Origin of the sequence: Thermosynechococcus sp. OHK43, assembly GCF_014466085.1 — a bacterium.
Taxonomy (GTDB): domain Bacteria; phylum Cyanobacteriota; class Cyanobacteriia; order Thermosynechococcales; family Thermosynechococcaceae; genus Thermosynechococcus.
In genome coordinates, this window is the sequence record NZ_JACOMP010000196.1 from 1 (window position 1) to 24,465 (window position 24,465).

Genomic DNA, 24,465 nt, shown 5'->3' on the forward strand with positions numbered 1-24,465 from the left:
GTTCTAAGGCAGCGGCAGACATTGCAGCTATTCTTCTAGGGGCGACCCCAGATATACATTCTCCGTCGGCATCGTCGGTGGTCAGACCTATTCAAGAGACTGCTCCTTTACTGCCGATGTTGTTTCCATGATGCTGAATAAATTGCTCCTCTGCCATATCGCCCTATGGAGGGGATGTGATTCCATTATTAAGCAGTCTCTGCGGTTTTGAGGAGGTTTCATCCTATTGCAAAGGGCTGTATAGCAGTCAGGATACTGGAATCTGGGAGACTCTACAAGAGGGAGAGAGTCACCAAGGGAATCCTAGAATAGACGTGATGTTTCCCTCGCTAGCCAATGCAAGCGCGGCTTCAACGCTTCCTTACCCTGGGGGCGATCGCGATTCTGGTGCTGTTGATTGTGGCTTTTGTCTGGAGCGAAGAGGCATTGCAGTCACCCAGCCGAGCTTGGGAGGCCCTCAGTAATGCAATCATCACACTGGTGGGAGAGTATCCCGATCGCCCGCGAACCCTGCTGGGGCAAGTCGTGCAACTGCTACTACTGCTCTTTGGCACCTTTGCCTTTGGTGCCCTGATTGGCAAGTTTTCCTCCTACTTTGTCACCCAAGCCCTTGCCCAAACGCTGGCCATGAAATCCTTTAGCAACCATATTATTATCTGCAATTAGAATACCAAGGCTCCCCTGGTGCTACGGCAACTCATTGAGGCCAACCGCTACTATCCCCGCGATATTGTCCTGTTGTGTGCGGAACCCATTAAACTTAACTCCGAATTTCAAGAGCGCACCGATGTTTTTGTGGTGCAGGGGGATCCCACCCACCACAGTACCCTCGAACGCCTCAATGCCCCCAAGGCCAAGGCAATTATTCTGCTTGCCGATGCCGATATGGAAGCCCCCGATGAAAAAAATGTTCTTATTGCCCTTGCGGTGAAGCATCTGGAGAAAACCCCTGGCCACGAGCAGGATATTCATGTGGTGGCCGAATTGGTGAATAGCGATCGCCGGCGCCACCTCAAGGAAGCAGGGGTCGATGAAGTCATTTTCAGCCAAGACTACAGTTCTGGCATCCTAGCCCAAAGTGCCCTCTTTCGGCAAATGTCCGAGGTCTATCGCCAACTCCTGACCTACTCCGATCACACCAATGAGTTTTACTTTATTGAGCCAAGGTACTATCCTGCCACCCTTTATGGCCTCTCATTTCCTGCCCTTAGTGCTTGGGTGAGTGAGTACAGCAACCGCCATCCCGACAATCCAGTTCTCCTTGTGGGGATTCGCCGCCAAAATCAACAGGTGTTGCTCAACCCTCGTCCCACAGACTTTCGGGGCCTTGACGCCAGTGACACCCTCATTGTTATGGCCTATCACCCTATCTATGACTTGCGCGGATAAACCCGTCCTTTCCAAGCACCGCCCCGGCCTTGCCAGTGACGACGGGCAGAATCCAGGGTCATCAGGGTATAGAGAAAGGCAATCACGGGCAGTGTCAGCGCCCAACCGCCATTAAGGCCATAGAAACGCACCGTTGGCCCGTAGGCGATCGCCATGCCCCCCCAAGTGAGTCCCCCCATGACGGCTAAGGGCAGTGATTGACTCATAAGACCGATCCCAAGGGCAAAGGGGGCCCACAAATACACCAGGGTCATGCCAATCACCGTTGCCACAAGCAAAAGCGGCGAATAGGACAACTGCGTATAGGCGGTGCGAGCCACCATCTGCCAAATACTGCCGAGCGTATTGTAGGCACGCAGGCTCACAGTGGTGGGGGTCAGCCCCAACCAAATGCGGTAGCCGGCTCGCTTGACGGCGGCGGCCAAGGAACAATCATCAATCAGGGCATCCCGAATACAGGCAATGCCACCAATTTTGTCCAGCACCGCGGGATCAATCAAAATACAACCGCCGGCGGCAGCTGCCGTTGCCCGCTGCGGATCGTTGACCCAACGGAAAGGATAGAGCTTGGCAAAGAAAAAGACAAAGGCGGGAATTAGGAGTTTTTCCCAGAGACTTTGGCAGCGCAGTTTCACCATGAGGGACACCAGGGCGCATTTTTGCTGACGGGCGTGGGCAACCAATTGGCGCAAATTTTGGCGATCGTGGGCAATATCGGCATCCGTCAGCAGCAAGTAATCGGGATCAAAGGCACGGGCTGCTTCAATGCCTTGGGACAGTGCCCAGAGCTTACCTGACCAGCCGAGGGGGAGCGGTGTGCCCTCGATAATTGTCAGGCGATCGCCCTGACCGAGATCAAGAGCCGTTTGGCGAGCGATGTCTCCTGTGCCATCGTCACTTTGATCGTCCACCACAATCAGGTGGAGGGGTCCTGCGTAGTCCTGTTCTAGGAGCGATCGCACACTGGTGCCAATCACCGCCGCCTCATTGCGGGCTGGAATGACAATCACGACCGTTGGCCAAACCTTCAGATCTCCCCCCTGTAGCCGCTGATCCGGGCGCCAAAACTCTCCCCAAAACAGCAGCAAAACCAGCCAGATCAAAAGGGAAAGACCTGTGACACTCAACAGGATAGAGATCAACACGGGGGGCATAGTCATCACCATTCGCTATCGAGGACTTCCTCAGCCATGGGATTGAGGTGCTGATGTTGCTGCCGTCGCGATCGCCGACGATATTTTTTCGGATCCAAGAGGGGTTCAAGGCGCTGCTGACCTTGGCGGTCACTCTTGGCCTTCACTGGGGGCACCTTCCCCAAGGATGGCTCTGAACTAGCGATTGTTTCTAGCTGGTGTAAATACGCAATGTAGAGGGGGTAGCGCTCCCAGTTGCCACGGACACAGCAGCCCGGTTCCTGATCGTGGCGACAGTTATCAAAGAGGCACTGATTCTTGCTTAGCCGTTGGCGAATCTCCGGAAAAGCCGCCGCCAATTGCTGCGGATCTGGGGGCAATTCCGGTTGGTTAAAGCCCGGTGTATCGGCAATCCAGCCCCCCGCCGGTAGGGGAAAGAGTTCCACATGGCGTGTAGTGTGCCGTCCTCGATGCCAGTGATCGGAGACCACGCCGACGCGAATATCCTCCCGAGGTGTAAGATGGCGGATCAAGCTACTTTTGCCCACCCCCGAGGGGCCACAGACGACCGTGATTTGATTGGCCAGATGGGGACGCAGAGCCTGCCAAGCTGTTCCTTGGGTAAGGCTGAGGACATGGCAACGATAGCCCCATTGTTGCAGGCGATCGCGCCACTGCTGTTGCGCTTGGGGAGAAACCAAATCCGCTTTGGTAAAAACCACCTGAATTTCAACATTTAACCCTTCAGCGGTCAAAAGGAAGCGGGTAATTTGATGGACATCCGCAGGGGGGTCGGCCAAGGCAAAAAGCAGCAAAATCTGATCTACATTGGCAATTGCCGGGCGGGGCAATTGATTGCGGCGGGGCAAAATCTCAGCGATCGCCCCCCGTTGTCCTGGCCAATCGGGATGGCTCACCACCACCCAATCTCCCACGCAGATCTGTTGCCCCATCTTCTTGAGGCGAGCACGGCGCACGCAGAGGAGTTCCTCAACCCCATTGGTGGGTTCCCGTAGGCGGACACGATAGTAATTGGCCTGGACAGCTCGCACCAAGCCCACCAGCTCACTCATGCGGGACGCTGCACCTGAAGGGCAAAATAGTCCTGCCGTGGCTCAATTCTGAGAACCTCATAGCCCGCCATCCGCAAACTATCGGGCACCTGCTCAATGGGTTCGCCCGCATCCAACCACACCTCAAGGGGCTGCTGGGGGGGCAACTGTTGCAGGCGCAGTTTCGTGCGCACAAAGTTCAAAGGACAGGGTGTTCCCCGTAGATCCAATGTTTCCATGGCAGGGCCAGTAACCAACTGCAACTATCTTCCCAAAAAGGCGACCACCTTGGCGAATACCTGCTCTCGCTCCACATCCAGGGGGAGCAAATGATCCGAATCCTTGAGCCAATGCAATTCCTTGTTGGGACTGCCTAAGTCTTCATAGATCCTCTGTGCCCCTTGGGGGTCCACGATGGTGTCGGCGCGACTTTGGAGAATCAGTGTCGGTGTTGTGATCATGGGCAGCTCCTGCTCCACTTGGGCAATGAGGTCGAGGGCACTGCCTACTGCCTGTAAATTGAAACTCTTAAAAAAACAGGCTTCTTCCGCTGCTTGGCGCAGAGCGCGATCGCGAATCGGTAGGCTCCGCCGAGGTACCCAAGGAATCCAGCGACCAAGGGACCGCACCAGCCTCTCGGGTCTGACGGCGGAAAACCAAGGTCGATAGATGCGCAAAAAGGGCGCAAGGAGCACTAGGGCATCAACGGAATAGTGATAGGCAAGATGGAGGGCTAGGGTTCCTCCTGTGGAAAAGCCAACCACCGCAACCGTTGAGTAGCTCTCTCGCAAGACTTGGAAGGCGGTGACGACGGCCTCATACCACTGCGGCCATGTCGAGGCGGGCATTTGGGCACTGGGGCGATCGTGCCCCGGATACAGAATGCCCTGAACCGTCCAGCCCGTTTCATAGAGAACTTCTCCCAAAAGCTGCAGTTCATAAGCCCCACCCCCCAAGCCATGGAGGAGCAAACAGGCGCGATCGCCCGCCCTATGGCCATAGAAAAAGGGAAGATTGACCAGACTCACAATACCCTCGAGCCCTTCATGCAACCACCATAAAAAATCTACCCCGATCGCTCGAGGTAGAGGAGGCGGCGTTCACCTAGGCAGCAGTTGCCCAGTGAGCCTAAAAGCGCTCGTGGAACGTGCGGTTAATAACATCCAACTGTTGTTCGCGGGTGAGTTTAATGAAATTCACCGCATATCCAGACACCCGAATGGTGAGTTGTGGGTACAGTTCAGGGTGATCCATAGCATCTAGCAACATTTCGCGGTTGAGCACGTTGACGTTGATGTGGAAGCCCTGATCATGGATGTACCCATCCAACATATTCACCAGGTTGCTGATTTGATCTTCCCGGGTCTTGCCAAGGGCACTAGGCACGATAGAGAAGGTATTGGAGATGCCATCTTGGGCATGGATATAGGGCAACTTGGCCACGGACGCTAGTGAGGCGATCGCCCCTTTGGTATCGCGACCGTGCATGGGGTTGGCCCCTGGCGCAAAAGGTTCACCCGCCTTGCGGCCATCGGGAGTACTGCCGGTTTTCTTGCCATAGACGACGTTGGAGGTAATCGTCAGGATTGACTGGGTGGGCACCGCATTGCGGTAGGTTTTGTGTTTGCGGACTTCGTTCATGAAGGTTTCCACGACCCACACCGCAAGACTATCCACGCGATCGTCATTGTTGCCGTACTTCGGAAAGTCGCCCTTGATCTCGTAGTCCACGGCCAACCCTTCGGCATTCCGGATTACTTTCACCTCGGCGTACTTAATGGCCGAGAGGGCATCCGCCACCACCGATAGACCAGCCACCCCACAGGCCATTGTGCGGAAGACATCGCGATCGTGGAGCGCCATCTCCAGCCGCTCATAGCAGTACTTATCGTGCATATAGTGGATGACGTTAAGGGTATTTACATACACCTTCGCCAACCAAGCCATCATCTGTTCAAAGCGTGGCAGCACCTCTTCCCACTTCAGTGTGTCGCCGGTAATTGGGGCAAACATCGGTGCCACCTGCTGACCAGAGACTTCATCCCGACCACCGTTGATTGCGTAGAGGAGGGCTTTGGCCAAGTTCACCCGTGCCCCAAAGAATTGCATTTGTTTGCCGACTCGCATCGCCGAAACGCAGCAGGCGATCGCGTAGTCATCCCCCCAGTAGGGACGCATCAAGTCGTCGTTTTCGTATTGGATGGAACTGGTGTCAATGGACACTTGAGCACAGAAACGCTTGAAGGCCTCTGGCAAGTTTTCCGACCACAGCACCGTCAGGTTGGGTTCGGGGGCAGGCCCCAGGGTATAGAGGGTATTCAAAATACGGAAGCTGGTTTTCGTCACCAACGGGCGACCATCGAGACCCATACCGCCAATGGACTCCGTGACCCACGTGGGATCCCCAGAGAAGAGTTCATTGTATTCCGGCGTCCGCAGGAAGCGCACCATCCGCAGTTTCATGACAAAGTGGTCAATCCACTCTTGAATGTCGGCTTCTGTGGCTGTGCCCTGACGCAAATCTCGCTCAAAGTAAATGTCAAGAAAGGTTGAGACCCGCCCAAGGGACATGGCAGCGCCGTTTTGTTCTTTGACCGCCGCCAGGTAGCCAAAGTAGAGCCACTGAATAGCCTCTTTGCCATTGGCCGCTGGCCGCGAAATATCAAAGCCATAGCTGGCGGCCATTTCCTTGAGTTCATTGAGGGCTTTGATTTGCTCTGAGAGCTCTTCTCGCAGGCGGATGGTTTCTTCATCCATGACATCGACTTCAAGGGAGGCCTGCTGCGCCTGTTTGTCGGCAATCAAGCGATCTACCCCGTAGAGCGGCACGCGGCGATAGTCACCAATAATCCGACCCCGGCCGTAGGCATCTGGCAGTCCGGTAATGATTCCCGATTTACGGCAGCGGCGCATTTCGGGTGTGTAGGCATCAAAGACGCCATCGTTGTGGGTTTTGCGATATTTGGTAAAGATTTCCTTCGTGCGCGGATCTAGTTCATAGCCGTAGGCCTTGAGGGCGGTTTCAACCACGCGAATGCCGCCAAAGGGCATAATCGCCCGTTTCAAGGGCTTATCGGTTTGCAGGCCAACGATTTGCTCCAGCTCCCGATCGATGTAACCCGGTGGGTGGGCTGTGATTGAGGAAGGCACGCTGGTGTCGGCATCAAGGACGCCTTTTTCGCGCTCTAGAGCCATCAGCGCACGCACTTTTGCCCAGAGTTGCTGGGTGCGATCGCTGGCGCCTACGAGGAAGGAAGCATCTCCGGTGTAGGGGGTATAGTTGCGCTGAATAAAGTCGCGCACATCAATGTGCTCAACCCAGTCACCCCCTGTAAATCCTTGCCATGCCGCTTCGGGCAATTCTGTGTAGCGTGTAGTGTAGCGTGTACAGTTCATAGTCCATGTTCCTCATCAAGTGGGCAGCAACTTCTCGCGATCGCCTGTAACCGATAGCGATCGCTCCTTCCAACCAGCAAGAACCTGCTAACTGCAACTGCTAGAAAATGCGTAAGAGATTAAAAAATTGCCCTCAATCCACAAATGCCAATCAACCTTTTGTAGGCCAAGCCCCATCACTATTTTTCGGCCTGCTTACACCTACACCTTCATTATAACCCTTCGGCTCTAGAAGCTTCTTTTACGAAGTTTTTGTGAAAATGTTGCGAAACACAAATCTTTTTTTCATTTGTTTAGGCTGCGATCGCCTCCATTTCGGAGGCCATTTGCAAGCGCTCAATTGCTGCATCGAGGAGAGCTAAACCAGCCTCTAGGGTTTCAATGCGACACAATTCACCGCGCAGTTCTGCTGCATCGGCAAAGCCCTTGGCGTACCACGTCAAATGCTTACGCGCTTGGCGAATCCCCCGTTCCCCTTTGTACTCCCAGAGGGCAATCAGATGATCTCGCGCACATTGCAGACGCTCAACCACCGTTGGCGCAGGCCGCAATTCCCCCGTTTTCAAAAAGTGATCAATTTCTCCCACCAAGAAGGGATATCCCATCGTTCCCCGCGAGCACATCACCCCATCTGCCCCGGTTTGCTCCAAGCAGCGGACTGCCGCCTCTACCGAGAAAATATCGCCATTGGCAATCACGGGAATACTGACGCGCTCCTTCACCCGCGCAATCCACTCCCAGCGGGCTGGGCCATTAAAGCCCTGGGCACGGGTACGCCCATGAACCGTAATCATTGCCGCACCAGCATCTTCCATCGCCTTGGCAAAGTCAAGGATATTGATTTCCTCATCACTCCAGCCAATGCGAGTTTTCACCGTGACTGGCACAGGCACCGCCTTTGAGACCGTACGCACAATGGTTACTGCTGTTTGTACATCCCGCAGTAGGGAAGAACCACCGCCATTCTTCGTGATTTTATTCACGGGGCAGCCCATATTGATGTCCACGGTGTCTGCCCCTTCAGCCACTGCCTTTATCGCGGCTTCTGCGAGAAAATCAGGCCGACAGTCAAAAAGCTGAATACTGATGGGATGCTCATTCGCATCCACTTCCATAATCCGGGGTAATGTTTTCAGATAGTGCAGCCCCGACGCACTGACCATCTCGGTATACATCATCGACTCAGGGGCATATCGGCGCACTAAGCGGCGAAAGACGAGGTCCGTTACACCTGCTAAAGGGGACTGCAATACCCGACTATTGACCCTAACAGAGCCAATCTGCAGTGGCGTGGCTAAACGGGCTTTGAGCGCTGGTGACAGGGTTGGCGTGCTCATAAAATGACTAGCTTAACAACTGATACTTGGAAACTCAAAGTACTGAGGGAAGCTAATTAATTCTATCAAAAGCTCGCCCGTCAACCTACCGCTGGTTCCTTACATCACATTTTTAATTTCACTTTGAATTTTTAATTTCACTTTGATAGGCTGCATAAACCGCTTGAACATTGTACCAGTTCAAAAAGATGCGAGCCACCTCAAGGGCATCTTGGGGGCGACCGATGTTAATCAACCATTGCAACAGGGGTGCCAGGGTTTTTTCATTGAGCATACCACCGAGGGATAGGATTGCCCAAAGAAGGTAATGAAAAGGGGTCATTTGAATCATGAGCTTCACTTCCCAAATCGGATGCTTTTTATAGAACAAGACCCCCATTCTCCCCCTTTCAATCTCTTTCTGAATGAGGGCAGGCACTTGGCTGAGGGAAAAGGAGGGATGCCAGTGGTAGCCAACTGCTTCAGGGCACTTCAGTAATCGTAAACCTAATTTTTTTAGGCGCACCCCTAGTTCTAAATCTTCCCAGCCGTAGAGTTGAAACTGGGTATCAAAGAGGCCTGCCTTTTCCAACCAGTGGCGGGCGATCGCCACATTTCCCGTTGCAAAATAGGCAGCTGAAAAATCAGTTATCTTATATGGCTCTGAAGTTGGATCTTCAAAATTACAGGTATTAATCACACGCCCATAGGAAAAGGCAGGAACCTGAGTCACATCCTCTATTCCAAGGCGTTTTTGTTCTCGCATTAAGCGCCGCACATGGGCATCTAAGAAGGTTGAAGTCACAACTAAGTCGCTATCAATAAAAATCATCCAGTCACCCTGAGCTGCTTGGATACCTAAGTTGCGAGCAGCTGCAGGACCAAGATGCTCCTGTTGCAACCATTGCACACAGGGAAATTCATGACGATGCTCTTTGAGCCACTCAACCGTATTGTCCGTTGAACCATCGTCAACAATAATGACTTCATAGCCCTTGATGCCCAGATCAGGATGCCATCTTTGATGGGCGATCGCCCGCACACACTTTTCTAAAATCGGCAAACGATTATAGGTAGGAATTACAACGCTAAAAAACATGATCACTCCCGAAACGTGGTCTTGAGCTCCTCAACTAGCTTGTTCTATCTAAAACCCAACTATGAAGACGGTGAGAACAAAGGCGCAGAAACGCATGGTCAAGGTTTTTTTCTGCTTCTGTTCCTTTATAACATTGCTTTAGCTGCCACAGGAGTTGGAACGTTTTCCATGGGTCTTTCTCTGCTTCCTGAGCCTCAGTTCGCGCAATACCTAACTTGACACTTAGGAGTTGCTGCCAGTGGCGCGAACGAATCCGTTGACTATTTTGAGCTTGCTGGCGGCGGTAAAGGCTGGAGGTTTGTTTCCGATGCGTCCGGTATTGGAGAAGTGCCTCCGGGAGATTCCCCATCTTGAACCCTGCTGCCCATGCCCGCTGCCATAGATCATAATCTTCCACCAGTGGCCACTCAGAGGAGTACCTCAGCTCCTTGAATACCTCCGAGCGACCGATCACAGAGGGATGGGCAAAAGGTACACCAAACAACAGCTCTGCTTCACAACCTTCATGGGAATAGGGATAGTGCCAGTAACCAGTTGCTGTGCCGATGAGTTGAACCGATGCGCCACAAATATCTAATTTCTTCTCCCGAAGAAAGTTAAGCTGAGATGCGAACCTATGAGGTAGAGCCACGTCATCTGCATCCATTCTGGCGATATACTCACCCCCAGCAATTTCAATTGCTTGATTCAGTGTTTTGACTAAACCTTGGTTAGATTGGTTGATTAAGCAAATACGAGAATCAATTTTTGCATAATTCGACAATATTTCAAATGATTTATCCAAGGAACCATCATTAATTATAATCAACTCAAAATTATCAACGGTTTGACTAATGATGGACCCCATAGCTAAATGAAGATATTTTTCGGAATTGTAAACAGGTAAGATCACTGAAATAAGTGGCTTATTAATGACATTCATGATGAAATTATTAACAAAAATAGCGATTGAAGAGAGAGTTAAAAATAGTCGCTCACTCGAAGGTGTATTGCAAAAGAGCCATGGCCCCCATTGCCAGGCCAGCCCCGACTGTGGTGTTAATACCATTGACCAGTTCATTGCTGAGCCAAGGGTAGCGTCCCTGCAGCGTTGCTCCCACTAGACTCTCCACAAGATTGGCAAAGAAAGCAGCAAGGATGCAAATGGGAATGGCGATCGCCCCCATCAAGCCCACACTCCAGCCTAGCAGAGCAATTGCAGTCGCACCAACTAGCCCCGCCAGGGTTCCCTCTAGGCTCACGGCACCTTCAGTGCCCCGCGGCACAGGTTGCAGTGTGGTGATGAGGAACGTGCGCTGGCCATAGGCTTTGCCTACTTCACTGGCACAGGTGTCCGACAGCTTCGTACTAAAACTGGCAACAAACGCCACTAGGAATAACTCCCGCCATTGGGGAAGTAAAACTACAAGGAGTGCGCAGACAGTCCCTGTAAAAGCCGAGCCCCAGACGTTCTCCGGTCCGCGCGCCCCTGAGCGTTTTTCCGCAATACCAGCGGCCTCTTTTTCGGTCATACCGAGGCGGGTGACAGCTGAACCAACAAGGAAATAGACCATGACAATCAGATAGCCTTGCCAGCTTAAGGTGCCCCAAATCAGCACGCCGAGGAGCCACGCATGGAAAAGTCCTGCTGGGGTGAGTAATTTTTGCCGGGTCAGAAGGGCGATCGCGCCAAGGACGGTATTGAGCAAAACACCCATCCACCAAGGATTCAGTAACAGGATGCCATCCACGAGAACCGCCCTCCGACTGTACTGGCAGCACCTTATCATACTTTTCAGACATAGAGGACAGATGATGATCACTTGGCTATTGGAACCACTGCAACACGCGTTTATGGTCAAGGCACTGGGAGTAAGCACCCTTGTGGGCGGCGTTTGTGCCGTATTGTCTTGTTTTTTGACCCTGAAGGGCTGGGCACTGATGGGGGATGCCGTGTCCCATGCAGTCTTACCTGGTGTGGTTTTGGCCTACTGGCTAGGGTTACCCCTTGCTTTGGGAGCTTTTGTCTTTGGTCTGATGGCCGTGACCCTGATTGGTTTCATTCAGCAGCAGACAAGGGTAAAGGAGGATACCGTTATTGGCTTGGTGTTTACGGGCTTTTTTGCCTTGGGGTTGGTGTTGCTCTCGAAAACCGCCAGTAGCGTTGACCTGATGCACATTCTCTTTGGGAATGTCTTGGGCATTAGCGATCGCGACCTCTGGCAAACGGTCATTGTTAGCCTCATGACACTGATCACGATCGCTCTCCTGCATCGCGACTTGATCCTCTTTTGCTTTGATCCGACCCATGCCCGCACCATTGGTCTGAATACAACGCTGCTGTACTATCTTCTGCTGGCGTTGCTATCCCTAACCACTGTGGCTGCCCTGCAAACCGTGGGCATCATTCTCGTTGTGGCGATGCTAATTACACCGGGGGCAACCGCCTATTTGCTGAGCGATCGCTTTGGCATCATGGTACTGATTGCCCTAGCCGTGGGTGGTCTTGGCAGTTTACTGGGCACCTACATCAGTTACTACCTTGATGTGTCAACGGGTGGCTGTATTGTTGTCCTGCAAGCAGTGATTTTTTTCCTGACGATGATTTTTGCCCCCAAGCATGGTCTTTTGGCCAAAGCCCGCTCTCCCCTGAGTTAGGCTGAAGGATTAGATTATTTTTATTTTCTGAGGTGTTGCCGATGCCTTTGCTAGAGTTCATGATATAGTTGCCCCATATTTATCATGGGTGAAGAAGTTGCGTTATGGAGTCAGATCAACGGTGGCCTACGGAACCTGTTCCCTCTGAAGTCCGCGCCTCCTTTATCTTGGGAGAGGTAGGCATTGCATCTGGCAACAGTGACCATGGCGCACCAGCCGATGTGTTAAGGAGTTATGACAGCTTGGTGGAAACTTCAGCGGCGCGCATCAAAGTGATTGGTGTCGGTGGTGGCGGTGGCAATGCAGTTAACCGCATGATTGCCAGTAATGTGGCTGGTGTTGAATTTTGGTGCGTCAATACTGATGCCCAGGCGCTCGCCCAATCCCAAGCCCACCGCTGCCTGCAAATTGGCCAGAAACTCACCCGTGGTCTTGGTGCAGGTGGCAACCCTGCCATTGGTCAAAAGGCGGCTGAAGAATCCCGTGAAGACCTTGCTGCGGCGCTCAAGGATGCTGATTTGATTTTCATTACCTGTGGCATGGGTGGCGGTACTGGCACTGGTGCTGCCCCAATTGTGGCGGAAGTAGCCAAGGAACAGGGAGCCCTAACCGTGGCAGTGGTGACCCGCCCCTTTACCTTTGAGGGTCGTCGTCGAGCGAGCCAAGCCGATGAAGGGATTGAAGCACTGCAAAGTCGCGTTGATACCCTAATCGTGATTCCCAATGACAAGATTCTCTCGGTGATCTCTGAGCAAACATCGGTTCAGGATGCGTTTCGCGTTGCCGATGATGTGCTGCGCCAAGGGGTTCAGGGGATTTCCGACATTATTAACCTGCCGGGGCTGATTAACGTGGATTTTGCCGATATTCGCTCGGTGATGGCTGATGCCGGTTCTGCCATGATGGGCATTGGTATTGCCTCTGGAAAGTCACGAGCCACTGAAGCCGCCCTCAGTGCCATTTCCTCACCGCTACTGGAGGGGTCTATCGAGGGTGCCAAGGGCGTTGTCTTTAACATTACAGGGGGCACAGATCTCACCCTCCATGAAGTCAATGCTGCTGCAGAGGTCATTTACAATGTGGCCGATGCCAACGCCAATATCATCTTTGGTGCTGTGATTGATCCCCAAATGCAAGGGGAAGTTCAAATCACCGTTATCGCCACTGGCTTTAGTGGTGAACCCATGAGCCGCAGCCGTACCACAACCAAGACAACACCCCTGACGAACCGCCCCCTAACAACGGCACCTCCCACTCCTGAAGCACCTGCACCAGAGGTTGAAGCCAAACCCAGGTTGGATATTCCTGAGTTTCTCCAGCGACGGCGACCAACCCCCTAGGTATACAAGGCACCCATCCTTAAAGACCCAATTCACGAGCGATCGCTCGTAGCCCCTCGCGGTAGGAGGGATAGCGGAGTTGAACCCCTAAAGCCTGCTTGATTTTGTCATTGCGCACTCGCCGAGATTCACGCCAAAAAGATTGAGCCATTGGACTCAGATTGGCCACCTTCAAGGGTATGGCTGGTGGTGCTGGACGACCTAAAAGACGATAGGCCTCGAGTAAAACAGGGAGCGACTCTGAGGGTTGATCATCACTCAGGTTATAGATTTCCTGCGGGGTAGGCCGTGCCAGCGATCGCTCAAGGGTTTGGACAATATCCGCCACATGGATACGGCAAAAGTAGTGCCCCGGCTTATCAATGAGTTGAACATCGCCTTTGAGAATGCGAGCGATAGGATTGCGTCCTTCTCCGGGGCCATAGATGCCGGGGAGGCGAAAAATGTGGGTAGGCAGATTGGCGTTGAGAAAGATTTGCTCAATCCTGACGCGGTGTTGTGAACGCAAATTTTGAGGGTTGACGGGTGTCGTTTCATCTACCCAGCCCCCTTGGCGATCGCCATAGACCCCCGTTGTCGAAAGATAGCCAAACCATTGCAGATTCAGTTTTTCTAACTGAGGCAACAGTGCTAGCGCAACCGCATCCTCCCCTTGGCGATCGGGGGGAATACTATTGAGGACGTGGGTTACCCCCTCAAGGGCAGCTGGTACTAGGGGAAATTGCTCCCCCTGCTGCTCCCATTTAAAAGGAAAACAGGGAATAGCGCTGAGTTCTGGCGGCAGCTCCCCCCGACGGTTGGTAATGACCACATCAATGCCTTGGGCTTGGAGCGATCGCGCTAACCAAGTTCCTGTATAACCACAACCCAGAATCAGAACCCGCATTGCGCGCTAGTCTTGGGAAGAGACTGCCGGTGCCTCCACCAAGCGCACCTTCGTAGCCAAGCCCAGCAATTGCAAGAAGCGAATGGTGAGCCACGTCAGATCCAGCTCCCACCACTGCAAACCATGGCGTGCCGAGTATTGATAGGCGTGGTGATTATTGTGCCAGCCCTCACCAAAGGTTAACAGGGCTACCCACCAGCAATTCGTTGAGTGATCCGTAGTTTCAAACGTGCGATAGCCAAAGGTATGGGTAGCACTATTGACCAGCCAAGTGGTGTGATAGACGGTTACAAGCCGCACAAAAATTCCCCAAACCACAAATGGCCAGCCCCCCCAAAGATAAAGGACAATGGCCAAGACCACCTGAATGGGAAGAAAGTACTTGTCAAGGAATTGATAGACGGGGTCATCAGCAATATCTTTGGTGAAACGGGGAATTTCTGCCTCCGCCGGCACCTCACGAAACATCCATTCAATATGGCTCCACCAAAAGCCCTTACGGGAATCGTGGTGATCATTCGGTTGATCGGAGTACAGATGGTGATGGCGGTGCAGCCCAACCCACCAAATCGGCCCCCCTTGCATTGAGAGCGTGCCGCAAAAGACCAGGAAATACTCCAGCCACTTGGGAACTTGGAAGCTACGATGGGAGACCAGACGGTGCCAACCAAGGGTAATACCGATGCCAGCGGTTAACCAGTGGAGCACAAGGGCCAGCAGGACTGCTCTCCAGCTAAACATGCTGGGTAAAAAAGCAAGAAGAGCACCGAGGTGTACAAAAATAATAAAGGTCGCCGTAGGCCAGGCAATGGGGGGTTTGGCAACGGTCGCTTGGGTCATGAACACATCCTTAAAACAACTGAATAGGTTGCTGTTCCCTCTAGACTGAGCTTGAACAACACCCATCAGACTTTAGTATAACGAGCTACGGTTGAGTATCTTTACTTAGAATGTTTTGCCCAAGACGAATGATTGAGCCTTTGCTTCTAGAAATTCCCTCTGGTGGGGGAAGTCTCTGGGGAAAGTGTCCCCGAAAATAGCAGGCATCATACCAAATAGCAGGCTGATTATTTCATTGTCTATGGTTTTGTAACGAAATGTTGCATTTTCTCAGATTGATCCCTAGGATAGAGGGTAAGGTGTGGTAGTTATAGGAATCATGAAAACGCCACGTTGGACACGACTCATTGACTTCCTACAGCGGGAGATGGCACTGCCCACCGCTGCCATTGACTTTGGCCTCAAGCACTGCGATGAGCAGGTGAATCTGTTGCCGGTTGTTCTTTGGCAGTATGGCTTGGTGAGCCTTGAGCAGCTTGACCGCATCTTCGATTGGCTAGAAGCTAGTCAGCCCTAGGGGCGCTCTCAGGATTCCTTTATTTATTTAGGCTTAATGAATTAGTGTTTCCTTAGCAACAAAGTCGTAGCTTTGGGAAATCCCTAACTGTTGAGGCACAGAGATGGGACTTTGCCAGCCCACGGGTTCAATTGACAACAGGGATGAAGGGACTTTGAACGTTCCCCAGAGATGAACCTTCTTACCGAGTAGCTCTGGTGGAACCGTAATTTTGTAACTACAACTATTGCTACCAGTAGGTGACAAAGTAGCGGTAGCACCTCCTACTGGAAAGCTGCCGGGAGGATGCAGTGTAGCATTAATCACAATCTCATTGCAGGAGATGGAATGAGATTTAGTAACCTTCCCGATGATGGTAGGGCGCACCTGCAGATTGCTTGGGATTTTGAATTCCACATTATTACTTGGTCGTTGCGATTGCAGGGTCTGGGTGGAAGCTAGAGGTACAGCACGGCTCACAGCGGGGCTGAGGGCAACGGCGAGGCAAGCGAGAAGTAAGCCTTTTTGATTCAGCATTGGGTGTCCTTTGTGTAAGTGGAGAGAACGGTTTTGTCTAGCCCCTTCCGGGGTGAATACTCTTATCCTAGATGGGTTGACTAAGAGCAGCGGTGGTATTTCTCACCCGTAACTGATGATGCTCATCACCAAGGGCGGTGACCATTGCAACCGTTGAATGGAGGAATTGACCAGTAGAACGTCTTAGCTATATTGCTAAATAGAAAATAATTTGCAAGAAATTAATAAAAGTATTCCTGTCAATCCTAAGGCCATGAGGTAAATCTGGCGGCTAAGGTCAAGCGCAGACCAGATCGTTTTTTGATCAAGGGAGTGTAACGGTTCTCCTAAAAAGGGTTTCACCTTCACCGTGCCGCGGTAGATATTCGTGCCCCCCAAACGTACCCCCAAGGCCGCTGCATAGGCACACTCACTCCAACCAGAATTGGGACTCGGATCCTTGGGAGCATCACGGCAACACCATTGCCACACTCGCTGCCACTGCCCGGAGCAGAGGGCAACGAGAAAGACCAACAACCGACAGGGCAACCATGTGAGGACATCATCAGTTTTGGCGGCAAACCACCCCCAATGGGTGTAGGGTGGCTCACGGTAGCCGATCATCGAGTCCAAGGTGCTGGCGGCTTTATAGGCCATGACCAGCGGCAAGGGACTCACTTGCGGCACGATCAGGGTGGCGATCGCCCCATAAAAAAGTGGTGCCATCATGCCATCGGTGGTATTTTCACTTACGGTTTCCAGAACTGCCCGCAGAATTTCAGGTGCCTCTAGGTGGGCAGTTTCGCGACCCACATACTTGGCTAAGGACTGGCGTGCCCCTTCAAGATTGCCAGTTGCCAAAGGTGCCAATACCTCTGCTGCTGCATCCCGTAGACTACGACCCGCAAAGCCACTGGCGGTACCCACAACTGCAACTCCCCAAGCGAGGAGGGGTGAAATTGCCATCCCCAGTGCCACTAAGCCCCAACTGATTAGGGCAGAACCTAGGATTAAGCTCAGTGTAAGCAGTGCCCCCCCCAACCGCTGTCCCCAAACTGGCCAGCCTTGGCCATAGTTGAACCAATGGCTGAGGAATTGGATATAGGCTCCCATCCAGCGTACCGGGTGTGGCCAGCCCCAAGGATCTCCAAAACCAAAGTCAAGGAGGGCCGCGGCCAGAAGAATCGTGTAGGCAATGAGGGGGCAAGACACAGGAACGATCAACGGGGGTCATCGCTCATTTTAGGGTTTTAGCGCCATCCAGCCCGGTCCATAATCCGCAGTGCTTCAGCATTGTTGCGGCCAAAAACTGCTGCATTGACACGTTGTCCTCGGAAATTGCCAAACCGTTGCACAATCGGATGCACGGGTACCCCCGAGCGGACCGGATATTCAAAGTTGGCCATTGCAAACATTTCTTGCGCCTTCGGACTCACCAGATACTCCAAAAAGCGAATTGCCGCCTGACGATTGGGGGCGCCAGCTACCACACCGCCGCCACAGATATTTACATGGGCACCACGATCGCGCTGGTTGGGGAAAAATAAGCCCACTTTCTCAGCAACTGCTCGATCTTCTGCTTTATCTGAGGCAATCAACCGTGCTAAATAGTAGTGATTTGCAATTGCAATGCTGCCAACACCCGCTGCGCAGGCGCGAATTTGAGCGGTATCATTTCCCTCGGGGGGGCGGGCAAAGTTTTGGGCTAGGCCCCTTGCCCATTGTTCCGTTTTTTGGGCACCATGAATTGCTAGCAATGACCCCGTGAGGGACTGATTGTAGATATTGCTGGAACTGCGACAGAGAACCTGCCGGCCCCACTTCGGATTAGCCAGATCCTCGTAGGTGGAGAGTTGGTTGGGATCCACTTTGGATTTATTGTAAATGAGGACACGCACCCGCCGCGAGAGACCAAACCAGTGTCCTTGAGGCTCCCGTAGGTTTGCTGGCACAATGCTGTTGAGTACCCTTGACTGAATTGGCTGCAAAATACCGGCTTCCTGTGCTCGCCACAAGCGACCTGCATCCACAGTAATCAGGACATCGGCAGGACTGCGACTCCCTTCACTGCGAATCCGTTCAATCAGAGCATCAGCTTCAGCCTCAATAATGTTGACGCGAATCCCGGTCTGCTGCGTAAAACCGTTGTAGAGGGCTTTGTCTGTGTCGTAGTGCCGTGCCGAATAAACATTGATCACACCTCCTGAGGACTGTTGCGCATAGCTTGATTCAGTGTTTTGGTTCCAGAGGGAGTGGGTTACATAAGCTGTTGCTGCGGCGCCCATGCCGAGGAATACACGGCGACCTACTTTCTCCATACTTGAGAATCTCTCCTAAAATTAATCTGAGGAATATTCTAGGGCTGGACGGGCAGTTTTGCAACTCTTTCGCAATAAGTTTAGCCTTTGCCGTACCACCACTGGCGATCGCTTGCAGCCAGCTCTACCCAATAGAGGGTTATGACCATCATGGTGTTTGTTTCAATGTGGCGTACCCAATAGCTGGGATGCCGTTTTGTAGCACTATCGAGGACAAGCCGCCGGCCAATGCGTCGCCAACTAGGTTCTTTGCTGCGCCAAGCAATACGACAACAGGGCCACGGTAACTGTTCCCGATCAAAAAGGCGACAACAGGCCCCCGCTACCTCATAGCTAAAGGAATAACCCGGACTGTAAAAACGCGTGCCGGTAGGCCAAAGGAGTGGGAATTCTCTGGTTGCGGAGGAGGCAATCAAGGAAATACACCAGGGTGCAGACCAGTTCTCCAATGTATCAGCAGAAATGTATCAGCAGATCAGGCATTGACCTTAGGGCTCTTGGGCTGCAATCAAGAGTGCACAGCAGCTAAAGCCGATGACAAGTGGAAACAAAGACTGCAGCCAGCCACTCAAGCCCGTGGTGACTAGAGCGATCGCCAGTGCCAACATCTGTAGGCGTCGTTGCTGCGGTGAGAGGGCAACCGGCAGTTCAATGAATTGCAACCCCTCCGTGGGCAAGGGTAGGGGCATCACTCCCCCCGGCGGAAATGCCCAATACTGGTACTGCTCAATGAACAGATCGGTCCAGCCGTGTTCTTGGCACCAGGCCACTGCGGACTGATAGGAGTATTTGAGTAGCTGCAACGAAGGATGACGATCCATAGGGGCACTGGTAAGGGCAAGACAATCAACATCTCTATTGAGAACATAACAGAACTAGGAAATCTGTTTGGAAGGCTTGTAGTAACTCTTAATCCTTTTGCTTGGAAGAAAATTAAGATGCCCCAAATGAAGTCGGCAGATATGCAGATATACTGAAAGATAGAGTTGTCTCAGAAAGGAATACGGTTCATACACACCTGATCGTTCCTGATCCTTGCAGCCCATTACGTAAAGAAATGTTTATTTATGTTTTGCAGTGAGGGGTGTTGTTAAGCCTTTAATTCATGGTTGTCAACGATGATTAAGTTTTTCCGAAATCCCTATGAAGTCTTGATTTGCCGTGAATCTAACCCCATCATCAAATCCCTTAAAAATTTAAAAATTATCTATTATCTAGGAGGCGGTCATGTTGCTGGAGGTGCCAACTGTACCCATTTCACCTGCTGCCTTGCTCGATAGCCTGTTAGAACTGCGGCAGGAAATTACTAAAGAGGGGGAAGCCCGTTTTCAAGAGTGGCAATCAAAAATTAAGCGATCCGAATTTATACCTAGTGCGCGCAATCTTGCCTACTATTTGGCCTTGCGCTGGCGGGATCTACGGGCAATGCAAATGGCCTTAATGCCTTGGGGGTTATCGTCCTTAGGACGGATTGAGTCACGGGTGCTCCCCAATTTGGATGCGGTGATCAATACCTTGGGTGCCCTTTGTCGTGCCCATGAGTCACTGCCGCCGCGCCCACCCCTTGATGCTTTTTTTGCGGGCGATCGCCAACTGCGCCGCCAAACGGCGGAACTCTTTGGCCCAATTCGTGGCAAACGCCATGTGCGGATTATGGTGACACTCCCCACCGAAGCGGCCACTGACCGGCAATGGAGTATTACGCTCCTGCGCAAGGGAATGAACTGTGCTCGCATCAACTGTGCCCATGATGACCCTGCTACTTGGGAAGCGATGATTGAGCATCTGCGCGCGGCAAGTCACATTACGGGTCAACCCTGCAAAGTTCTCATGGACTTGGGGGGACCGAAACCCCGCATTGCTGCGACTTGGCCGGCAACGGTGCGCGTCCACGGTGGCGATCGCCTGCGACTGACAACGGAAATTTGCCCTGATGGCGGCCAGATACCGCAATTCACCTGCTCCTTGCCAGAAATTTTGCCCCAATTAGAGGTGGGGCAGCGGGTTTGGATTGATGATGGCCACATTGGCGGTCGCATTGTCAGCAAAGATGCCCAAGGGGTAGAACTCACCATTACCCACTGCAAGGAAGGGCAGCGGCTGAAGGTGGCCAAGGGCTTGAACTTCCCCGACAGTGATTTGCGCCTGTCTCCTTTGACCGACAGCGATCGCGAGCATCTTGCCTTTGCTTGCCGCTATGCTGACATCATTGGCTACTCCTACGTTCAGTCCGCTGAGGATATTGCCCTACTGCAACGGGAACTGGCGCATTGTGGTGGCGATCGCGCCGACCAGATGGGCATCATTGCCAAAATTGAGACCCCGAAAGCGATTCGAGCACTGCCAGAAATGATCATTCAAGCGGCGGGTCGACAACCCTTTGGTGTCATGATTGCCCGGGGCGATCTCGCTGTTGAAATTGGCTACCAACGCTTGGCGGAAATGCAGGAGGAAATCCTCTGGATCTGTGAAGCGGCCCATGTTCCTGTGGTGTGGGCCACCCAAGTCCTTGAAAACTTAGTCAAAAAAGGCGTGCCCTCCCGTGCCGAAATCACCGATGCAGCCATGGCGGAGCGAGCGGAGTGTGTCATGCTCAACAAAGGTCCCTATGTAGGGTTAGCAGTGGATATTCTCGACGATGTCCTTGCCCGCATGGAAGCGCACCAGCAGAAGAAAACACCGCAACTACGGGCACTGCACTCGTGGCACCCCTACGAGACCATTGGGCGCCCATAAACCTGTGATTACCCCTTAGAGAAAATGCTGGGGCGAATTTTATCCCCGTCCCGCAGGGGGCGACTTGCGCGGACAACATAGCGATCGCCGGCCTTGAGGCCACTGAGGATTTCCACTTGGCCCTGCCGCCGTTGGCCAAGGGTGACCTGCCGCTCCTGCACGCGATCGCCAACCACCACAAAGACGCTCCCCTGCCGTGAGGAGAGTTGCCCCTCCTCAAAGCCACCGAGGGCGGATTGGGGAATCATTAAGCGCGGCGCATTCGCTCCTTGGAAAGCCACCCGTGCCAGTAAACCACTGCCCAAGCGTTCATCGGCATTGTCAATCACCACTTCCACAGGAATCAGACGGGCAGCGGCAGCGGCAGGTGAAATTCGGGTAATCCGTCCTTCGTAGGTGCGATTGGGCACGGCATCAAAGGTGACTGTCGCCCGTTGGCCGGGGGCTAATCTAGCCAATTCCCGTTCTGAGACTTCCACGACAACCTTGAGTTGGCGAATATCGCCAAGGCGGAGAACTTCCCCCCCCGGTTGCAGTAGGTTGCCCACTTCCGTGAGTCGCTCTAGCACCACGCCATTGAGGGGCGATCGCAGGAGAGCTTGATTCAACCGTGCTCGTGCCTGTTGGACAAGGGCGGTTTGGGCCTGTACCCGACCCTGGGCAACGGCCACTCCCTGTTGAGCTGTCACCACCTCTGCTTCGCGGGAACGTAGTACCTGCCGTGCTGTTTGCGCCGTTGTGCGTGCCTGTTCTGCTGCTTGTGCTGAGACGGCGCCATCCCGCAGCAGGGCTTCCAGGCGGCGGGCATCGCTTTCTGCCTGGTGGAGGGTAAGACGGGCTTCTTCGACAGCCGTGCGGGCACGATTGACGGCGGCTTGGGCTTGGATCACTTCGTTGCGGCGGGCAGCCAGTTCTGCTTCTGCTTGAAAGACGGCGTTTTTCAGGACAACGGGATCCACCGCCGCCAGCAGTTGCCCCGGTTGCACGCGATCGCCCACATCCACGCCTAGTCGAATCACTTGACCTTCCACCTGCGATCGCACCATCACTTCACGGTAGGGGCGAGTGGTGCCCGTGAGGGTTGTATCGGCCTCTAACTGGGCCAAGCGTGCCACAGCCACATCGACAGCCACTCCGTCACGTTCTGGACGCGCAACCGCTGGCGATTCTAAGCGACCCATGGCCGACTGGCATCCCCCCAAGAGCACCGCGATCGCGATCGCCCCCAGCCATTGTTGCTTCGCCATCATCTGCCTGATCATCTTGCCAACTGCTGCCGATAGCCTATCACACTGTCCCCAACTGCATCAGTAACACCTCCCAGGCAAGCCGAGGTTGAACGTACTGCTGCAAATACTGACGGGCACGCTCCAATTGCTGAAGCACCAGAACACACCGAGGGAAGTCTCTTCGCTGCCAAATTTGCTGCTGCATTAGACTGAGGAGCCAGAGCTGCCGTTCCACATCGAGGGATTGAGTAATCTCCCGTGCCAATTCCAAAGCCGTTTGCAGAGGTAGGGGGACAGTCAACTGTTCACCGAGGTGGCGAAACGCCTCAGGAATCTCTTGCCATGTTTGCCACGCCTGCAGAATTGCCCCCGGAGACCCTGCTCCCAAGTCCAGGAGGGCGGGAGTGACCTGATGCCAAAAGTCAGGGGGGGCCACCTGTCGCAGCACCTGTTCGACCTCCTGACGACTCAGGGGATAGAAGGGAATTTTCTGACAGCGGGAAACAATCGTATTCAAGAGTGCCGACGGGCTAGGGGCAATCAGAATCAAGGTGGCCTGCCCCGGTTCTTCGAGGGTTTTCAGCAGGGCATTGGCGGCGGCTTCGTTCATGGTTTCAGCCTGGGTCAAGACCACTAGCGATCGCGGCGCGCGCATGGGTGGTTGGCTGAGGTGACGACTCAGTTGGCGAATTTGCTCTAGACGAATCTGGGGGGCACTGCGGGGAATCTCCTTGTCAGCCGCCAGCAGTTGGCGACGGGTGTAGAGTGTTCCTTGGACACTGTAGGTGGGCTCCATCCAGAGGACGTCGGGGTGGTTGCTAAGATCCCTGGCCTCATTGAGAATTGCTTGTAGAAAACAGCGGGCAGTGAGGGCACGGCCTACCCCTTCGGGTCCAACAAAGAGGTAGGCGGGGGCAATGTGCTGGCGATCGAGGGCATGGATCAAGAGTTGAATGGCGGTTGGTTGACCAATGACGGGACGAAACCAATTCATGGCTTGGGGAAATGGGCTTCAACATAGGCAATGGCACTGGAGCGATCGCTGACAAGGCCATCGAGCATCGCCGATCGCAGGGCAAGGAGAATTTGCCGCAACTGCGGTCCACGGCGGTAACCCAACTGTTGCAGATCATGGCCATTCAAGGGCGGCTTTTGCAGGCGCCACTGCCAGAGATACTCCCGCAGTAGGGTGACCTCTGCTAGGGCTGCTGCACTGCCCTCTGCTTGCAACACCGCTGCCAACAGCACAATCAGCGGTAGGGGGTGGCTCTCCAAAAACCTCCAGTGGTGGCTGCGCTGTGGCGTTGTCTGCCGCAACGTCTGCCATTCCTGCTGGAATTGAGGAAAAGTATCGAGCCACTCACAGAGGGGCTCCCCCAGTTGGAGTTGACGCGCGATCGCCCCCGCTGTGGGCACGGTCACAATTAAGGCCAAAAGTTCTAGCTCCCACAGGGGAAAGGTTTGCCACTGCCGCCGCTCAGGAATCTCTGGCCACCACTTCCAAACCAACTGCAAGCGCCCCTTGGCCGCCTCATCAAAGGTGACTTGGCGATCCAAACACTCAAGGGCACGCAACTCGGCGAGTAGCGTCAAGGCCCGCTCACCGCCAAAGTGCTCGTTTGGAGCAAGGGGCAGTTCAAGGATGTGGCGCAGTTCGTTGCGCAGTCGACTTTGTAGGGAAGGCCGTTTTGAGGTGGGGCGATCGCGGGTGGCAAAGACACCGCTGGTGAGGGCATATTCAATGTACTGGCGGGTTTGCGGCTCCAACTCAAATCCCAAACGTACAGCAAAACGCACAGCTCGAAAAATGCGCGTTGGGTCTTCAATAAAACTATTGGGGTGGAGAACCCGAATCAGTCCCCGCTCTAAATCCTCCTGCCCACCAAAAAAATCCAGAACCTCCCCGTGGCGCGGTGGGGTAAGGCGCATGGCGAGGGCGTTGATGGTAAAGTCGCGGCGGTAGAGATCTTGGCGAATCGAACTGGCGGCCACTTCTGGATGCGCGGCCGGATAGGGATAAAACTCACTGCGGGCAGTGGCAATATCCACGGCAAACCCCGCTAAAGCTGATGCCTTCGGCCA

General features: G+C 53.5%; 23 protein-coding genes and 1 pseudogene. 6 read left to right on the plus strand and 18 right to left on the minus strand.

Going from position 1 to position 24,465, the window contains the following annotated elements; genetic code table 11:
• The first annotated feature begins 336 nt into the window (after positions 1 to 336).
• On the plus strand, positions 337 to 666 hold the full coding sequence (locus tag H8Q75_RS08180) for a hypothetical protein (protein ID WP_297041116.1): 330 nt from the start codon (positions 337 to 339) through the stop codon (positions 664 to 666).
• A gap of 18 nt (positions 667 to 684) precedes the next feature.
• Positions 685 to 1,389 (plus strand): NAD-binding protein, encoded by a 705-nt coding sequence (locus H8Q75_RS08185; RefSeq protein ID WP_297041117.1) that lies wholly within the window; start codon positions 685 to 687, stop codon positions 1,387 to 1,389.
• On the opposite strand, the gene H8Q75_RS08190 is transcribed toward H8Q75_RS08185, so the two are convergent.
• The 9 genes from H8Q75_RS08190 to H8Q75_RS08230 form a co-directional block, all read right to left on the minus strand.
• Positions 1,371 to 2,555 carry a glycosyltransferase gene (locus H8Q75_RS08190; RefSeq protein WP_157869737.1) on the minus strand — a complete coding sequence of 395 codons (1,185 nt, stop codon included), beginning with the start codon at positions 2,553 to 2,555 and terminating at the stop codon, positions 1,371 to 1,373. The two genes, H8Q75_RS08185 and H8Q75_RS08190, sit on opposite strands and share 19 nt — an antisense overlap.
• The gene (rsgA, locus tag H8Q75_RS08195; protein ID WP_024125905.1) at positions 2,549 to 3,595 is read right to left on the minus strand and encodes a small ribosomal subunit biogenesis GTPase RsgA; all 1,047 of its coding nucleotides are present in this window, start codon (positions 3,593 to 3,595) and stop codon (positions 2,549 to 2,551) included. Before rsgA ends, H8Q75_RS08190 begins: the two co-directional genes overlap by 7 nt.
• On the minus strand, positions 3,592 to 3,813 hold the full coding sequence (locus H8Q75_RS08200) for a sulfurtransferase TusA family protein (RefSeq protein WP_041429931.1): 222 nt from the start codon (positions 3,811 to 3,813) through the stop codon (positions 3,592 to 3,594). The genes rsgA and H8Q75_RS08200 overlap by 4 nt, the downstream gene beginning before the upstream one ends.
• Positions 3,814 to 3,837: 24 nt before the next feature.
• Positions 3,838 to 4,602 carry an alpha/beta fold hydrolase gene (locus H8Q75_RS08205; RefSeq protein WP_024125907.1) on the minus strand — a complete coding sequence of 255 codons (765 nt, stop codon included), beginning with the start codon at positions 4,600 to 4,602 and terminating at the stop codon, positions 3,838 to 3,840.
• Between the two features lie 100 nt (positions 4,603 to 4,702).
• The gene (pflB, locus tag H8Q75_RS08210; protein WP_024125908.1) at positions 4,703 to 6,970 is read right to left on the minus strand and encodes a formate C-acetyltransferase; all 2,268 of its coding nucleotides are present in this window, start codon (positions 6,968 to 6,970) and stop codon (positions 4,703 to 4,705) included.
• Positions 6,971 to 7,263: 293 nt separating this feature from the next.
• Complete coding sequence (gene dusB, locus H8Q75_RS08215) at positions 7,264 to 8,307, minus strand: tRNA dihydrouridine synthase DusB (protein WP_024125909.1); 1,044 nt, start codon at positions 8,305 to 8,307, stop codon at positions 7,264 to 7,266.
• A gap of 118 nt (positions 8,308 to 8,425) precedes the next feature.
• Positions 8,426 to 9,385 (minus strand): glycosyltransferase family 2 protein, encoded by a 960-nt coding sequence (locus H8Q75_RS08220; RefSeq protein WP_024125910.1) that lies wholly within the window; start codon positions 9,383 to 9,385, stop codon positions 8,426 to 8,428.
• Positions 9,386 to 9,419: 34 nt separating this feature from the next.
• Complete coding sequence (locus H8Q75_RS08225; protein WP_297041118.1) at positions 9,420 to 10,433, minus strand: glycosyltransferase family 2 protein; 1,014 nt, start codon at positions 10,431 to 10,433, stop codon at positions 9,420 to 9,422.
• Positions 10,360 to 11,082 (minus strand): TIGR00297 family protein, encoded by a 723-nt coding sequence (locus H8Q75_RS08230; protein WP_225871813.1) that lies wholly within the window; start codon positions 11,080 to 11,082, stop codon positions 10,360 to 10,362. The genes H8Q75_RS08225 and H8Q75_RS08230 overlap by 74 nt, the downstream gene beginning before the upstream one ends.
• 94 nt (positions 11,083 to 11,176) lie before the next feature.
• Here H8Q75_RS08230 and H8Q75_RS08235 point away from each other — a divergent pair, with 94 nt between their 5' ends.
• Both H8Q75_RS08235 and ftsZ read left to right on the plus strand, forming a co-directional pair.
• Positions 11,177 to 12,022, plus strand: coding sequence for a metal ABC transporter permease (locus H8Q75_RS08235; RefSeq protein ID WP_157869739.1), 846 nt, complete (start codon positions 11,177 to 11,179; stop codon positions 12,020 to 12,022).
• A 104-nt stretch (positions 12,023 to 12,126) separates the two neighbouring features.
• Positions 12,127 to 13,362, plus strand: a complete 1,236-nt coding sequence (ftsZ, locus tag H8Q75_RS08240; RefSeq protein ID WP_297041119.1) for a cell division protein FtsZ — start codon at positions 12,127 to 12,129, stop codon at positions 13,360 to 13,362.
• 19 nt (positions 13,363 to 13,381) lie between these two features.
• Here ftsZ and H8Q75_RS08245 read toward each other — a convergent pair whose 3' ends face one another.
• Positions 13,382 to 14,248: an SDR family oxidoreductase gene (locus H8Q75_RS08245; protein ID WP_024125915.1), complete on the minus strand. Its 867-nt coding sequence runs from the start codon at positions 14,246 to 14,248 to the stop codon at positions 13,382 to 13,384.
• Between the two features lie 6 nt (positions 14,249 to 14,254).
• A complete protein-coding gene (locus H8Q75_RS08250; RefSeq protein ID WP_024125916.1) occupies positions 14,255 to 15,088 on the minus strand; it encodes a fatty acid desaturase in 834 nt (277 codons plus the stop codon).
• A 319-nt stretch (positions 15,089 to 15,407) separates the two neighbouring features.
• Between H8Q75_RS08250 and H8Q75_RS08255 the strand changes: the two genes are divergently transcribed.
• On the plus strand, positions 15,408 to 15,605 hold the full coding sequence (locus tag H8Q75_RS08255; protein WP_024125917.1) for a DUF2949 domain-containing protein: 198 nt from the start codon (positions 15,408 to 15,410) through the stop codon (positions 15,603 to 15,605).
• Between the two features lie 711 nt (positions 15,606 to 16,316).
• Here H8Q75_RS08255 and cbiB read toward each other — a convergent pair.
• The 4 genes from cbiB to H8Q75_RS08275 all read right to left on the minus strand — a co-directional run bounded on the left by cbiB (position 16,317) and on the right by H8Q75_RS08275 (position 19,239).
• Positions 16,317 to 17,312 (minus strand): adenosylcobinamide-phosphate synthase CbiB, encoded by a 996-nt coding sequence (gene cbiB / locus H8Q75_RS08260; protein ID WP_024125919.1) that lies wholly within the window; start codon positions 17,310 to 17,312, stop codon positions 16,317 to 16,319.
• 38 nt (positions 17,313 to 17,350) lie between these two features.
• Positions 17,351 to 18,418 carry a Fe(3+) ABC transporter substrate-binding protein gene (locus H8Q75_RS08265; RefSeq protein WP_024125920.1) on the minus strand — a complete coding sequence of 356 codons (1,068 nt, stop codon included), beginning with the start codon at positions 18,416 to 18,418 and terminating at the stop codon, positions 17,351 to 17,353.
• A gap of 80 nt (positions 18,419 to 18,498) precedes the next feature.
• Complete coding sequence (locus H8Q75_RS08270) at positions 18,499 to 18,834, minus strand: hypothetical protein (RefSeq protein ID WP_024125921.1); 336 nt, start codon at positions 18,832 to 18,834, stop codon at positions 18,499 to 18,501.
• A gap of 72 nt (positions 18,835 to 18,906) precedes the next feature.
• Complete coding sequence (locus H8Q75_RS08275) at positions 18,907 to 19,239, minus strand: hypothetical protein (RefSeq protein WP_051372858.1); 333 nt, start codon at positions 19,237 to 19,239, stop codon at positions 18,907 to 18,909.
• 406 nt (positions 19,240 to 19,645) lie between these two features.
• Here H8Q75_RS08275 and H8Q75_RS08280 point away from each other — a divergent pair, with 406 nt between their 5' ends.
• Positions 19,646 to 21,154 (plus strand): pyruvate kinase, encoded by a 1,509-nt coding sequence (locus tag H8Q75_RS08280; RefSeq protein ID WP_024125923.1) that lies wholly within the window; start codon positions 19,646 to 19,648, stop codon positions 21,152 to 21,154.
• A gap of 8 nt (positions 21,155 to 21,162) precedes the next feature.
• On the opposite strand, the gene H8Q75_RS08285 is transcribed toward H8Q75_RS08280, so the two are convergent.
• The 3 genes and pseudogenes from H8Q75_RS08285 to H8Q75_RS08295 form a co-directional block, all read right to left on the minus strand.
• A complete protein-coding gene (locus H8Q75_RS08285; protein WP_225871758.1) occupies positions 21,163 to 22,404 on the minus strand; it encodes an efflux RND transporter periplasmic adaptor subunit in 1,242 nt (413 codons plus the stop codon).
• Positions 22,405 to 22,441: 37 nt separating this feature from the next.
• Complete coding sequence (locus H8Q75_RS08290) at positions 22,442 to 23,377, minus strand: DNA polymerase III subunit delta' (protein WP_297041120.1); 936 nt, start codon at positions 23,375 to 23,377, stop codon at positions 22,442 to 22,444.
• Positions 23,374 to 24,465: pseudogene (locus H8Q75_RS08295) on the minus strand (poly(A) polymerase); the annotation flags it as partial. The gene H8Q75_RS08290 and the pseudogene H8Q75_RS08295, both read right to left, overlap by 4 nt.